Consider the following 14,481-nt stretch of genomic DNA (forward strand, 5'->3'; position numbering starts at 1 on the left):
CTAAATTTCCTTATATTAGATATGGATTTTATTTGAAAACGGGTGGAATTATGAGTGCATGGTAGGAGGAGACGTAACCCTAGAAAGTCTCCTGCTATCTGATTACTTACTTATTAAAAGCCATTCAATTGAAAAAGCAAAAGTCGTATTAGAGAATGAAGGTCACATTTTAGCGATCAAAAAAAATTATTAGACAAACGGATGCGATAGTTGAATAAGTTTGGACGCTTCGTTTATTGCGCTAAGTAGGCAATCTCAATAAGTGAAAGGGAGCGATGATCCATGAAGGATTATCGTTTTTAATATTGAATTAAGTGTATTAACGTAGAAAATGAGGTCAGATCGGCATTAGTTTTTTATACAAGGGGGATGTAGATTGACTTATTTAAAAAGGTTATTTTTGTGGATTTTCCTTTTATTTATTTCCGCATGGTTATTAGAACAATCACAGGGATGGAAAAACACCTCATTTTTCCCTACAACACCATTTTTACATATATTATCCATTGTAACGCCAATAACTGTGCTGATAGCATTTGGAATTTTACTAGGAAATAAACACTTAATGAAAGAAATTAAAGCAGAAGGGAGGTGGAGGATGAATCTCCCCAAGCTGATTATACTTGGTATATTTCCATTTCTAATCGTTAGTCTACTAGGGTTATTCTATGAACAACTCCATAGTAGCATAGATTTATATATGTTAGAAATTTTAGCCTTAATTTTATGTGGCTACTATATTTCTCATAGTATATATAAAGTGAAAACTTAATGATCGTATAGTGAGAAAAAGAAAGATAGGAGAAACAATCATGTATATCCCTTCACATTTTAAAGTTACAGATGAAAAAATAGTTTACGACATTATGAAAGAAAATAGTTTTGCGACTCTTTGTTCTCAACACAATGGAATGCCATTTGCAACTCATTTACCGTTGATTTTGAATAAGGAGAATACATATTTATATGGGCACTTTGCTCGCTCGAATCCTCAGTGGAAAGATATCAACAATCAAACGGTTCTAGCTATTTTCCATGGTCCACATTGTTATATCTCACCATCATGGTATGAAACGAAAAAAGCAGTGCCAACATGGAATTACGTGACAGCTCATGTTTATGGAGAAGTCGAGCTGTTAGGTGAAGATGAGTTAATGGGCTCCTTACATGAAATGGTACTGAAATATGAAACCCCTGATAGTTCATACAGATTACAGGATGTAGATGCTGAGTTTCTCGATGGAATGAGCAAAGGAGTTCAAGGCTTCAAAATAAAAATCAATAAGATAGAAGGAAAAGCTAAGTTAAGTCAAAATCATTCATTGCAGCGACAAGAACTAGTGATTCATCAACTAGAACAAATTCCAAATACAGATGAGCAAGAGATTGCCTTATTAATGAAGGCAAATATAAAGAAATAATTGTTCAATGTTGCTTGCACTTACAGGTGCTTAGTGGATGAATGTAGTTGTCGTCCCTTCTTGCGCCAATGGGATAGGTTAGTGAACAAGCAAAACGACGGGGCAAAAATATTGATCTACTCGTTTTATACGATCGAGAAGATGACGTTTCAACTTTATACAATATTTCCAATCTGCCAGTAACCCTTATCATTGATCAAAACTTTACATTGGTCAAATCCATTAAAGGTGAAGTCAATACAAACACTTTAATCGCTGAGATTGAAGAATTACTTTAAACATAACAAGACAAAATAATTGCATAACATAATTTGTATTTAAAATTATGATTGTGTTTTCCTTTTAATATAGGATCGAAAATGGAGCGGGAAATATGATATGAAAAAGAGAAATGAAAGGGTGGTTGTTTGAAGTATGGAAAATGGTCAGCCATATTGAGTATCATTTGTGGAGTAGGGCTTCTCTCTTGTTATGTTTTTGCTTCAGACACTCCACAAGGATTAGAATATATAATATTGATAGTACTTTTTTATGGTTCGTTATTTTTAGGGATACTCAGTCTTATTTATACGGTCATTGCTTACTATAAAAAGGAAAAAGGGTTCGTAAAAAACGTAGCACCTATTGTGATTAGTTTCATTCTGTTAGTGTATCTTTTGGTATTTATTTTAATGGTGATTGGATTAACGTCTGGTCCTTAATTAAGATGACACTAAATAGTATTTGCTAAATCTAAATAATGGGATTAGGATGTGTTTGAGAAGAGAAGTCACTGTATGAAGTATCATTTTGGACACATGCGTAGAAATGATATGATTAGAATAATAGGAGGGTATTACGTATGGCTGAATTAAAATTCGAAATTACAGAACACATTGCGGTATTGTCTGAATCTCCGAAAGGCTGGACGAAAGAATTGAATCTCATTAGCTGGAACGGCCGTGAGCCGAAGTATGACATTCGTGACTGGGCTCCGAACCATGAGAAGATGGGCAAAGGGGTTACCATTTCAAAGGAAGAAATGGAAAAGCTGAAAGAGGCTTTACAAAAGGTGTAGGGAAAAAGGCATAATTAATTGATAAGAGTAACTTCATTAAAAAGTTGCTCTTAAAGGTTACTAAATTTGGAAAAAACATTCACAACAAAAAGCAAAACGAATAGGCATATTAGCAATGTGATCAAAAGAGACATTAATACGTATTATCACTTACTCAAAATGGGCTTATATCAAGGATATGATATTTTCAACTAGAAAAAGGGAAATACCTTACCTACTAATCTAACCTAATAAAGAGGTAACATTCTCAAATAACCAAGAATCCAGGGGACAAATTACAAAATATGAATTTTCAGATAGAGTTGATAGTGATTAAAAAGTTATTGACATTTTGAGAAATTATAAATTAATATGTATGTAACCGGTTGACATATGTTTTTAATAACATCATGTCTTTTATTTTTTTGTGTAAGTTTGGAAGCGCTAACAAACTATAAAAAGTTTTAACTCAACATTACTAAAGTAGAAACGAAAATTTTCAAAGGTTGCCTTTACTGATTAAATATTTTGATCTAGATAAACGATATTCACTTTTATGAATATGTGAAGCAGCCTTTAATCATTGTTGGTAGTAGTTAAAATTAATAGGAGGTTAGTTCATGCATAGGAAGAATCGATATTTAAGAGTATCAATGCTAATCTTTGTATTTACTTTATTTGTTAGCGGGACGGTAATAATAAGTGCAGAAGACGAAGATTCTATATCAAATATAGGAGGAAATAATGGGAGTATGCTAGTAGAGTCGAAGGATTATTATACAGAGTTGTATCGTCCACAATTTCACTTTTCTACACCAACAGGAAGGCTAGCTGATCCAAATGGGCTCGTATATTTTGAAGGTGAATACCATTTATTTCATCAAAAGATGGGAACATGGGCTCATGCCGTTAGTCAGGACCTTATTCATTGGGAGCACCTTCCAATAGCTTTGGAGCATGATGAATTAGGTCAGGCTCTATCTGGAAGTGCTGTAGTAGACTGGAACGATACGAGCGGTTTTTTTGCTGGAGAAGCAGGAATGGTAGCTATTTATACAAGTACTCATGGTGGAGAAGCACAAAGTATTGCCTACAGCAAAGACAATGGAAGAACGTGGGAGCGTTATGCTGGAAATCCTATAATTGAAAACCCTGGAATAAAAGATTTCCGTGATCCTAAAGTTTTTTGGCATGATGAGACAGAAAAATGGGTGATGGTTGTTAGCACTGATAAAAGTGTAGCCATTTATAACTCACCTAACTTGATCGAGTGGGAATATCAAAGTAGCTTTGGAGATGATCAAGGTTCACAAGTTGCAGTATGGGAATGTCCAGATTTGTTTAAGTTGCCAGTTGATGGTGATAAGAATAATCAAAAATGGGTATTACATGTGAGCATTGGCGATAATCATGTTACGGATGGCTCGACAGCACAATACTTTGTTGGAGAATTTGACGGATATGAATTTACGAACATAAATTCAGCTGACGAAGTATTATTTACTGACTTTGGACAGGACTTTTATGCAGCTCAGTCTTTTAATAATATTTCTGCTGCTGATGGCCGACGGATATGGTTAGGATGGATGGCGAATTGGCGTTACCCCTATCAATCTCCAACATTTCCATGGATGGGCGCTATGTCTATTCCAAGGGAATTGTCATTAAGGACAGTTGAAGATGATAGCATTCGTTTATTCCAGGAACCAATTAGTGAAATAGAAAGCCTACGGGCAACAAAACACATGATAGACCCATTTATACTTGAGGGTGAGCATTTAATCAAAGATTTTTCAGGGACAACATATGAATTTGAAATAGTTATTGCGTACGATGATGTTGATGAGTTTGGGATTCGTCTAAGACAGTCTGAAGAAAACGAAACAGTTGTCGGAGTTGATGTAAACTCACAAACCATTTTCCTTGATCGTACCAATGCAGGACTTGAAACATTAATTGATCGAAATGGAGACACTTTTCAATTTGGAAAACGCTTTGAAACGGATTACCCGACTGACATAAAACAAATAAAACTAAGAGGATTAGTAGATGATTCTTCGGTAGAACTATTTATCGATGATGGTGAGTATGTTTTTACAAATCTTATATACACAAAACCAACAAATAGAGGAATTGAGCTATATTCACATGGTGGTAAGGTGGAAGTTATCTCACTCGACTTTTACCATCTAGATTCGATATGGAGAGAGTCGCCGGCAGATAGAGAAATAGAACGAATCGTTGTTAGTGAGGAAGAAGTTGTTTTAGAAATAGGAGAACTTACTGAAGTGATTGCTCATGCTAAGCCGGATTGGTTAAATACATTAAACTCTTTTGATTGGGAGGTTGCAGAAGCAAATCTAATTGACTTGAAAGCAATTGATGAGACAACTGTTTCTATTACTGGACTAGAAATGGGTACAACCTCAGTTACAGTAAGCGATCCAAATAGTGGTATTTCCAAAGATATTATTGTAAGAGTGGTAGAGGATAGAACCTCTAAGTATATTAACGGTTGGGGGCCATCTCCTTTAACGGGAGTTTCTTCTGGGAACTGGGATATATTCGATAAGACCAGTTTAAGTAGTCATATTGAATTCAGTCCTGAGTGGAAAGAGATTTTTAGAGAGGAAGTTCTTACTACTGACTTTAGAGTTTTTACTGATATACAATGGATTGACCAAGGCGATGAAGGCTTTCCGAAATATGGAGTTACTATTCAAGACAAAGAAGGAACAATGGTCTCAGCCTTTTTCAACGTGGATATTAATCAGCTTGAAACATTTGCAAGAAACCACCACCAAGATTTCGGTTGGGAAGGCGTTGATTTACCAGCAGGTACGGATCTTCAAGAAGCATCAACGCTAAAAGTAGAGAAAGAAGGTGACATCTTTACTTTTTATATAAATGGTGAACAAATGTATGAAAGAATAGTCGAAATGAAAGGTGACATGAGTGTAGGTCTGATAAATGAAAATACAAAAGCTGAATTCCATAATTTTAAAGTTGAAAAACTATCGGATCCTATATTCGATCATGAAATCGATGTAACGGATTTAAAAAAATTAATAAATTCCGCAAAAGGAATTACAAATAAGGGTGTAACGGAAGCCTCATTTCAAAGATTGCAAGAGGCCATTAAAAGAGCAATTGAAGATCTTGAGACTATCACTACCGATGAAGAGTTGTTAATTGCTATTGAACGGTTACAAGAAAGTATTAATGATTTACAATTAAAGGAATCAGCCCCTGTCCCCATAAAAAAAGAGATTGATGTAAGTGATTTGGAAGAATTAATAGAAAGAGCCATAAAGTTAACAAATAAAAGTATGACAGAAGAATCTTATCAAGTACTACAAGCTGCTATAAATAGTGCAATGGAAAAGCTTGAAAATATATATTCAAAAGATGAATTAAATACAGCGATAAGTGAATTACAAGCAGCGATATCGGAGGTTGAATTCTATCTTCATGAAACGAAATCACAAGAAGGGGTTGATGAGGTACTATCCGACAGCGATAAATTACCGAATACAAGTACTGTTTTGTTTAACTTTTTATTGCTGGGAATGGTATTGGTCACAATCGGTGGAACGGTAATGTATCGTTATAGAAAGAGAGAAAATGAAAGCTAAATACGTAAGATGTACTCAGTGTTAAAGTGGCTGTCCGAAAGGGGTATTACCTTTTCGGGCAGTTTTTTTAAAAGATAAGAAAGTATAACATACGAGGAAGACATGTGGGAAAAGCATAGAGGGTGTAGGCAAACTCAAAGGAGAGCGACGGCTACAGCGGTTTCGCACGCTGCTTTAAAGAAAAGACTGCTGTGCAACTTTTCTTAAGGTGCTTTTTTAATTAGAGCATTGTGAATGTTAGTAGATTTAAAATATTGACAGAGGACAAAATTCTCATATACTATATATGTTACCGGTTGACATAAGGTGAATTAATTACGCTTCTAGTGATGCATACATATTGTTCTACAATTATCATTTTTACCATATCAAGGTATACTAATGCTATACTTATACTAATATCGTTGTCTGGTGATTTTATTTTATTCACCCGACTGGAGAGTGATTCTTTCGTTTTTAAATTGTAATGACATATAACAGAGATATATCATCAACAGCTGGATTTATAATGGTTTTCACAAAAATACATGTGTTATTTGATAAATATTTGATGATGTTAGGAGAATGGAAGTTGAAACCGAAAATAAGTGATGTAGCAAAAAAAGCCGGTGTATCCAAAACAACAGTATCCCGAGTGCTTAATAACAGAGGTTATATTAGTGATAAAACGAAAGACCTCGTCTATAAAGCGATGGAGGAACTTCATTATGTACCCAACGATTTAGCACGTTCGTTGTATAAAAAACGTTCTTATATCATTGGTTTAATTGTACCAACAACAAGTAATCCATTTTTTGGGGAATTAACTTTTCATATCGAAAATTTATGTGACGAATTAGGGTATAGAGTTTTATTATGTAATAGTTCTAATCGAAGTGATAAAGAGCAGAAGTATTGGGATATGTTACTTAGAAATCAAGTCGATGGAGTGATTGTTATAACGTATAATCGAGGACTAATAAATTCAGATAATAAAAAGAATCCTGTTGTCGCAATCGATCATTATTTATCTGATACGATTCCTGTCATTGGTTCTGATAATTATGAGGGAGGAAAACAGGCAACTGAATTATTAGTTTCAAAAAAATGCAAACAAATTATTCATATTCATGGACCAGACTCATTAGAAACACCAGCAAATTTACGTAAGCAAGCGTATGTTGATGTTATGAATTCATATAGCCGTACTCCTATCACCTATAGTGTGGAAAATGTACTTGATTCTAATAATCATATAAAAGTGATATCTACTTTATTTGATCAGCATCCTGATGTGGATGGTATCTTTGCAAGTGATGATTTATTAGCTGCGGCTGTGATTGTAGAAGCAAAAAAAAGAGAAATTTCAATACCTGATCAATTAAAAGTCATTGGTTACGATGGAACAGAGACAAGTAAAAGTCTCTTACCTGAATTGTCAACGATCCAGCAGCCAATTGATCAAATAGCAAAAGTAGCGATTGATTCATTACTGAAAATGATAGAAAATGAGAACCATGATTTACAATTAGAAACATGGTTGCCTATAAAATTAATAGAGGGACGTACGACTTAAAGTTAGCCATTGATTAGTCGATTTGAAAGCGTTCTTATTCATTCTCTTTAAAAAGCGACTCTTATCTTGAAAAGTTGTGACATTTTTCAAGATAAGAGTTTGTTTTTATTAAAGAGGAGAAGGGGCTATTCTTTGACGAAGATATGGACGTTATGAAACCGGTTGACATATGGAACCGGATGACATATAATCTAACTGTGGAATTCATTCCATCATAAATGTAAGAAGAAAAGGAAAAGTCATTTAGTTATGTCATTTCAGAAAACGCTATCATTAGCTCTATGTAAAGGTTTTGAGTTTGTATACCTGTTCCTTGAAAGGGGTGTTTGTTGTCAGTTTAAGAATGGAAGTAAGTTTGATGGTTATTTTATGAAGAATGATAGACAGGGGGGGTTTTATGTCTAAAAATTTGGAGTCTCTAAGTGAAATGGCAATGGTGCTAAATAAGAAAAAAAGAAGCCGTTTAAACTATATCAAAAAAAATTATTTATTGTATTTATTTTTAGCTCCTGCCGTTATTTTAGTTTTTACATTTAATTATGTTCCAATGTATGGGGTACTTATTGCCTTTAAAGATTTTAGTGTTGCTAGGGGGATTATGGGGAGTGAGTGGGTAGGTTTTGAACATTTTCGTAGTTTCTTAACTTCCCCAAACTTTTATCAAATATTTATGAATACGATCAAGCTTAGTACATTCGAGCTTTTAATTGGGTTCCCAGTTCCTGTCATATTAGCTATTATGTTAAACCAGGTAAGGAAATCTAGTATAAAGAAAAATATTCAATTAGTTATCTATGCTCCATATTTTATTTCAACAGTCGTGTTAGCAGGGATGGTTTTTATTTTTCTTTCACCATCAGGACCTATTAATTCATTATTGACAATATTTATCAATAATCCAATATCGTTTATGTCTGATCCTGATTACTTTAGGACGGTTTTCATCGCTTCAGGAATCTGGCAAGGGGCAGGATTTGCTTCGATTGTATATGTAGCAGCATTGTCGAATACGGACCCACAGCTGCATGACGCAGCAACGATTGATGGGGCATCACTTTTGCAAAGAATATGGCACATCGATTTTCAGGTTTTGAAACCAGTTATGGCTGTTCTGTTTATTTTATCTATTGGAGGAATTATGTCTATTGGATTTGAAAAGGCATACTTACTTCAAACCTCAATGAACCTACCAGCATCAGAGATCATTGATACGTATGTGTATAAAAGAGGTTTGATAGCAGGTGACTGGTCATTTGGTGCAGCCGTTGGATTGTTTAATACCATTATTGGACTTATTTTACTAGTAACAGCCAATACCGTTGTTAAAAAACTCAAAGGTGAAACCCTTTATTAAGAAGGGAGTAGGATCTTATGAAAAAAAGAAAGCACAAGACTCAACTAATAAATAATTCGAAGATTGATAGATTATTACTTTTTATAAATAGGATATTTCTAGGCTTAATCGTCATATGTGTTACCGTACCTCTTATATATGTTGTTCTAGGTTCATTTTTACAACCAAATGTATTGCTAACGAGAGGGATATCCTTTAACCCTGAGCATTGGACAATTGATGGATACGTTCGAATATTTGAAGATGGAACGATCATGCGTGGATTTTTAAATTCCGTTTTTTATGCAACTGGCTTTACGTTAGTATCGATTACGTTTACGGTTCTCGCAGGTTATTCTTTATCGATTGATGACCTTGTAGGGAAAAAAATATTTACTGTTTATTTCCTGTTTGCAATGTTCTTTAATGGAGGAATGATTCCAACTTATTTAGTCGTTCGTTCCCTAGGTTTAGTTGATACACCTTGGGCAATTATCCTTCCGGGAGCTATCGGTATTTGGAATATTATTCTAGCAAGAACCTTTTTCAAAGGCTTACCTAATGAATTGAAGGAAGCAGCGAGAATTGATGGAGCATCAGACTTAAGAATATTCTTTAGCATCATATTACCTTTATCGAAGCCAATTATATTCGTTATTGCGTTGTTTGCTTTTATCGGAAATTGGAATTCCTATTTTGATGCAATGATTTACCTTAATGACCGCTCTCTCTATCCGTTGCAATTAATTTTACGTGAAATTCTCGTGCAAAATGAAGTGCAACCTGGAATGATTGGTGATCAATTAGCACGGGCCGAAATGCAGAGAATTGCTGAAATGATTAAATACTCTTCTATTGTTGTAGCAAGTCTACCACTGATGATTATGTACCCATTTTTCCAAAAGTATTTTGAAAAAGGGGTAATGGTAGGTTCATTAAAATAAAAAAAGTGAGGGGATTCATTTGAAAAAAATATTAAAAGCATTATCTTTATCAATCATTGGAGCCGTCGTTATAACAGGATGTAGTAATGGTAATGAACAAACCTGGTCAGAAGATTACGGATTATCGAATATTTCCTTTCCTATAGAGGAAGAAGGGATATCTCTTAAAATTATGACTGAAAGTGCGCCAATAGCACCTGACGACCCTAACGAAAAGTTGATTTATCAACGTTTAGAAGAGCAAACAGGTGTCCATATAGAGTGGCAAAACTTTGTTGGTGAGACGTTTGCTGAAAGAAGGAATTTAGCACTTGCTACAGGAGAAATGCCGGATGCTATTAAGAATGCGCGTTTTAGTGATTATGAGCTTTTAAACTATGCCGAAGACGATGTGATTATTCCTTTAAATGATTTAATAGACAATTATATGCCTAATTTACAAGCAGTGTTGGAAAAGGCGCCGGAGTATCGCGAGATGATGACTGCCCCAGATGGAAATATATATGCCTTTCCTTGGATTGAAGAGCTAGGTTCTAATAAAGGAAGTATCCACTCAGTTGATAACTTCCCTTGGATAAATGTCGAGTGGTTAGATAAACTCGGATTAGATATGCCTACAACTACGGAGGAATTAAAAGAAGTGTTGATCGCTTTTAAAGACCATGACCCAGCAGGGGACGGACAAACGATTCCTATGTCCTTTATGATTAACCACGGAGGCGAAGATCCAGGTTTCTTATTTGGATCGTTTGGTATCGGTGATAACTGGGGACGCACAATTGTGACAAATGATGGAGAAGTTGTATTAACTGCAGCTCATGAAGATTATATTGATTCATTTAACTTTATGAGTGAATTGTACGAAGAAGGATTAATTGATGTAGAAGCTTTTGAACATGACTGGTCTGTTTATGTGGCAAAAGGACAAGAAAATCGCTATGGTCTTTATTTCACTTGGGATAAAGCAAATATTACTGGTATGAACGATAGGTACGATCTAATGCCTCCTCTTGAAGGACCAGATGGGCATAAAAATGTGACGAGGACGAATGGTATGGGATTTGACCGTTCAAGAATGGTTATCACAAGTGCGAATGAAAACTTAGAATTAACAGCTAAATGGATTGATCAACTATACGATCCATATCAATCTGTACAAAACAACTGGGGTACTTATGGTGATGATGAGCAGCAAAATATTTTTGAATGGGATGAAAGTAGCCAAATGCTACGGCATCTTGATTTAGAAGGAACACCACCAGTTGAATTAAGAGAAAAAACCTCTGTTGGAGGACCATTGGCTATACTTGATAGCTATTATGATGAGTTTACGACGATGCCTGACGATGCAGCATGGAGACTGAATTTAATGGAAGAGGTCATGGTTCCACATATGCAAGCGGAAAATGTACTACCGAATATCTTCTTTAGTAAAGAAGAGCTTGATCGAATCTCTACGATCGAGGCTGATTTATTTCCATATATAGATCGAAAAAGAGCTGAGTGGATTATAAATGGGAACGTTGAAGATGAATGGGAAGCGCATTTAGTAGAATTGAATCGTTTAGGTTATCAAGAATGGATCGAAATTATGCAAAATGGATATGATCGAACAACGAATTAAGGAGAAGAACATGACTATTCAAAACATAGATAAGTATAGGCCGAATTTACACTTTGCACCACAAAGAAATTGGATGAACGATCCAAATGGGTTAATTTACTTTAAAGGAGAGTATCATCTATTCTATCAATATAATCCAAATGACAGCGTTTGGGGTCCCATGCATTGGGGCCACGCTGTCAGTAAAGACTTGATCACATGGGAAGAACTAGATATTGCCTTATACCCAGATGAAAAAGGAACGATCTTCTCTGGAAGTGCAGTGATTGATTGGAATAATACATCCGGATTTTTCCCAGAAGAACCAGGAATAGTAGCTATTTTCACCCATCATCATGAATCAGGTGGTGCGGCAGTAAAGCAAACACAAAGCATTGCTTATAGTCATGATCATGGGAGAACATGGGTAAAGTATGAAGAGAATCCAGTATTGGAGCATGAAACAAAGATTGATTTCAGAGACCCAAAAGTATTCTGGCACAATGAAACAAGCAAATGGATCATGGTTTTGGCTACTGGTCAGACAGTTAGTATATACTCATCTACAAATTTAAAAGAATGGCAGTTTCAAAGTGAATTTGGTGAGAATATAGGTTATCACGATGGCGTTTGGGAATGTCCAGATTTATTTCAATTAAAGATTGAAGGCAGTAACGAGCAGCGCTGGGTTTTATTTGGCAGTGTTGGTGATAACGAGCAATTTGATGTTGGTTCATGTACACAATATTTTATTGGTTCTTTTGATGGTACACATTTTAAAGCAGAGCATAATGATACTCGTTGGTTAGATTATGGAAAAGATAATTATGCAGGTGTGAGCTTTTCTGATATTCCTGAAGAAGATGGGAGACGTATTTATCTCGGCTGGATGAGTAATTGGCGTTATGCAAATCAAGTGCCGACAGCTGGTTGGAGAAGTCAAATGACTCTTCCAAGGGAGTTAACTCTTCGAAATTCTCAAGCGGGCAAGAGGGTCGTCCAGAAACTAGTAAGGGAGCTCGATTCTTACTTCGCAAAAAAACATGCAATCGAACAACTGATTGTAAATGAACGAGAAATGTTTCCTGTGAATGAACAATACGTACAATTAGATCTTCATATCGAGAATATTGATGCTAATCTATTTGGTATTACACTGCATCATACAAATAGCCAATACACAACATTAACGATTGATTCAATTAACAACACATGCGAATTAGATAGAAAAAATTCAGGAGAAATTAGTTTCTCTGATAATTTCCTGAAAAATCAAATAGCTACTCTAACAAATACAGATCTTTTACAAATACGTTTCGTTCAGGATACGTCATCAGTCGAAGTTTTTTTAAATGATGGAGAATACGTTCTGACAAGCTTACTTTATCCAGATAACGTCTGTGAACAGATTTCGTTTTTTTCAAAAGGCGGATCAATTAAACTAATAGACGGTTATATATCTGGACCAAAAAGGTTTTAATAAAAAAGAAGTGAAAATAATGTGCACTGAAAAGTAGTTATGTTTCGGGGGGGAAATATGTCTCTCTGCCATTCAAACGTCGCTTAGAAGCAATTCAGAAGCCTATTTTTTTAACATCATTTTTTATTAAAGAAGTTTTCAGTGGTCTTGTGAAATACCTACTTATAATGGAAAAAAGAGCATAAAAGAAAAATATGATTTTTATTGAATATTTAAAGGGGCATAGGATGAAGAAGCTTAACAGTGTATTAATCGTAAGTGTAATTTTGATTGTTGGCTTAGTAGCTGGTGTAGCTGTAACAACGATCCCTCTTTTGCCTCATAGTGTGAGTCAATATTTAGGGATAGCTAATACAACGGGCTATTACAATATTATCGATTATGGAGCGCAATCCGATCGTCCAGGTTTTGATAATGCCAAAGTCATTAATGAGATTATTCAAGATATGGGAGATAACGGTGGAACGATTTATATTCCGGTTGGGAATTTTTACATTCATTCTCCAATAGCAATTGACCGTTCGTATATTTCCATTATTGGAGATAACAGCGGTTTACGCAGTGGTGTAGATGGTTCAACTAATACTACTCAATTCGGGGGTGGTGGTGCGAAATTAATTGTCGAACCTGGTGTGACAGCGATACAAATTCTAGATGAAGAGAATAGTGAGCGTATTTCTGGTGTATCATTCAAGAGTTTTCAATTACGAGGTCAAGGGAATAATGGTATTGGGATTGAGGCAGTACAAGACACTGACCGCATTGTAATTGATGATTTAGTCATTAATAATATCGGAATTGGCGTACAACTACATGGAGCAGATGCCCCTTCGATACGTAATTCTTGGATTGCAGAAACTACGACTTCCATTATTTTAAATGGGGCCTCACAGCAGGCGAGTATTGTTAATAACTCATTAGGCGCACAGCCAGATGGTGTAACGATTGAGTTAGAAAATGCTAAATGGTTTAATATAAGCGGTAACAACATATATCCTGATGGTTCAAGTAATATACGACTATATAACCCAATTCATGGGACTATAGCGAGCAATACTATTTCAGCCCGGTATAATGGATGATTGAATTGTTACCAAATGAATTTGGGGAATATGGTAATGGGAATGTCATTAATGGTAATGTTATCTCTATGATGGAATATAGAAATCATCCTGATGACAAGGACATAGAATGGGGAATATTGCATGTAGAAGCCTATAATACTAATATTAGCGGGAATCAAATTATTGCTGATGGTATGCCAGAAGGGTATACGGCTATTTTAGTAGAGACTGGAGAAAACAATCGAATTTCAAATAATTCTATTGGTGTAACGAATCCATCTAGTGCTAAGATTGTAGTAAACGATACAGCGACTTCCACGATCGTAACAGATAGTATCTATGAAAATGAATTTCAGAATCATGGGGATAATAGTAACGTAAATGTCACCTTACCTGATTAGTTACAAAAG

11 protein-coding genes are annotated in these 14,481 nt (G+C 35.2%); all 11 read left to right on the plus strand.

Translation table 11 applies throughout. The features are described 5' to 3' along the window. The first annotated feature begins 376 nt into the window (after positions 1–376). The 11 genes from JCM9152_RS02990 to JCM9152_RS03045 all read left to right on the plus strand — a co-directional run bounded on the left by JCM9152_RS02990 (position 377) and on the right by JCM9152_RS03045 (position 14,472). On the plus strand, positions 377–772 hold the full coding sequence (locus JCM9152_RS02990; protein WP_035340762.1) for a hypothetical protein: 396 nt from the start codon (positions 377–379) through the stop codon (positions 770–772). Positions 773–812: 40 nt separating this feature from the next. Then, a complete protein-coding gene (locus JCM9152_RS02995; RefSeq protein WP_035340765.1) occupies positions 813–1,421 on the plus strand; it encodes an FMN-binding negative transcriptional regulator in 609 nt (202 codons plus the stop codon). A gap of 841 nt (positions 1,422–2,262) precedes the next feature. Further along, positions 2,263–2,478: a YdbC family protein gene (locus JCM9152_RS03005; RefSeq protein WP_035340771.1), complete on the plus strand. Its 216-nt coding sequence runs from the start codon at positions 2,263–2,265 to the stop codon at positions 2,476–2,478. Between the two features lie 599 nt (positions 2,479–3,077). Further along, the gene (locus JCM9152_RS21705; RefSeq protein ID WP_235715604.1) at positions 3,078–6,092 is read left to right on the plus strand and encodes a GH32 C-terminal domain-containing protein; all 3,015 of its coding nucleotides are present in this window, start codon (positions 3,078–3,080) and stop codon (positions 6,090–6,092) included. 571 nt (positions 6,093–6,663) lie between these two features. Continuing rightward, positions 6,664–7,647: a LacI family DNA-binding transcriptional regulator gene (locus JCM9152_RS03015; protein WP_035341077.1), complete on the plus strand. Its 984-nt coding sequence runs from the start codon at positions 6,664–6,666 to the stop codon at positions 7,645–7,647. Between the two features lie 427 nt (positions 7,648–8,074). Further along, positions 8,075–9,001 carry an ABC transporter permease gene (locus JCM9152_RS03020; protein WP_035341080.1) on the plus strand — a complete coding sequence of 309 codons (927 nt, stop codon included), beginning with the start codon at positions 8,075–8,077 and terminating at the stop codon, positions 8,999–9,001. A gap of 17 nt (positions 9,002–9,018) precedes the next feature. After that, complete coding sequence (locus JCM9152_RS03025) at positions 9,019–9,924, plus strand: carbohydrate ABC transporter permease (protein WP_035340773.1); 906 nt, start codon at positions 9,019–9,021, stop codon at positions 9,922–9,924. 19 nt (positions 9,925–9,943) lie between these two features. Further along, positions 9,944–11,548, plus strand: a complete 1,605-nt coding sequence (locus JCM9152_RS03030; RefSeq protein WP_035340774.1) for a type 2 periplasmic-binding domain-containing protein — start codon at positions 9,944–9,946, stop codon at positions 11,546–11,548. Positions 11,549–11,558: 10 nt separating this feature from the next. Continuing rightward, entirely contained in the window at positions 11,559–13,007 is a 1,449-nt protein-coding gene (locus JCM9152_RS03035; protein WP_035340775.1) for a glycoside hydrolase family 32 protein, read from the plus strand. A gap of 227 nt (positions 13,008–13,234) precedes the next feature. Further along, positions 13,235–14,089 (plus strand): glycosyl hydrolase family 28-related protein, encoded by an 855-nt coding sequence (locus JCM9152_RS03040; RefSeq protein ID WP_035340776.1) that lies wholly within the window; start codon positions 13,235–13,237, stop codon positions 14,087–14,089. Further along, positions 14,086–14,472 (plus strand): hypothetical protein, encoded by a 387-nt coding sequence (locus tag JCM9152_RS03045; protein ID WP_148296421.1) that lies wholly within the window; start codon positions 14,086–14,088, stop codon positions 14,470–14,472. Before JCM9152_RS03040 ends, JCM9152_RS03045 begins: the two co-directional genes overlap by 4 nt. Positions 14,473–14,481 lie beyond the last annotated feature (9 nt).

The organism is Halalkalibacter hemicellulosilyticusJCM 9152 (genome assembly GCF_000513115.1).
Lineage (GTDB): Bacteria > Bacillota > Bacilli > Bacillales > Bacillaceae_D > Halalkalibacter > Halalkalibacter hemicellulosilyticus.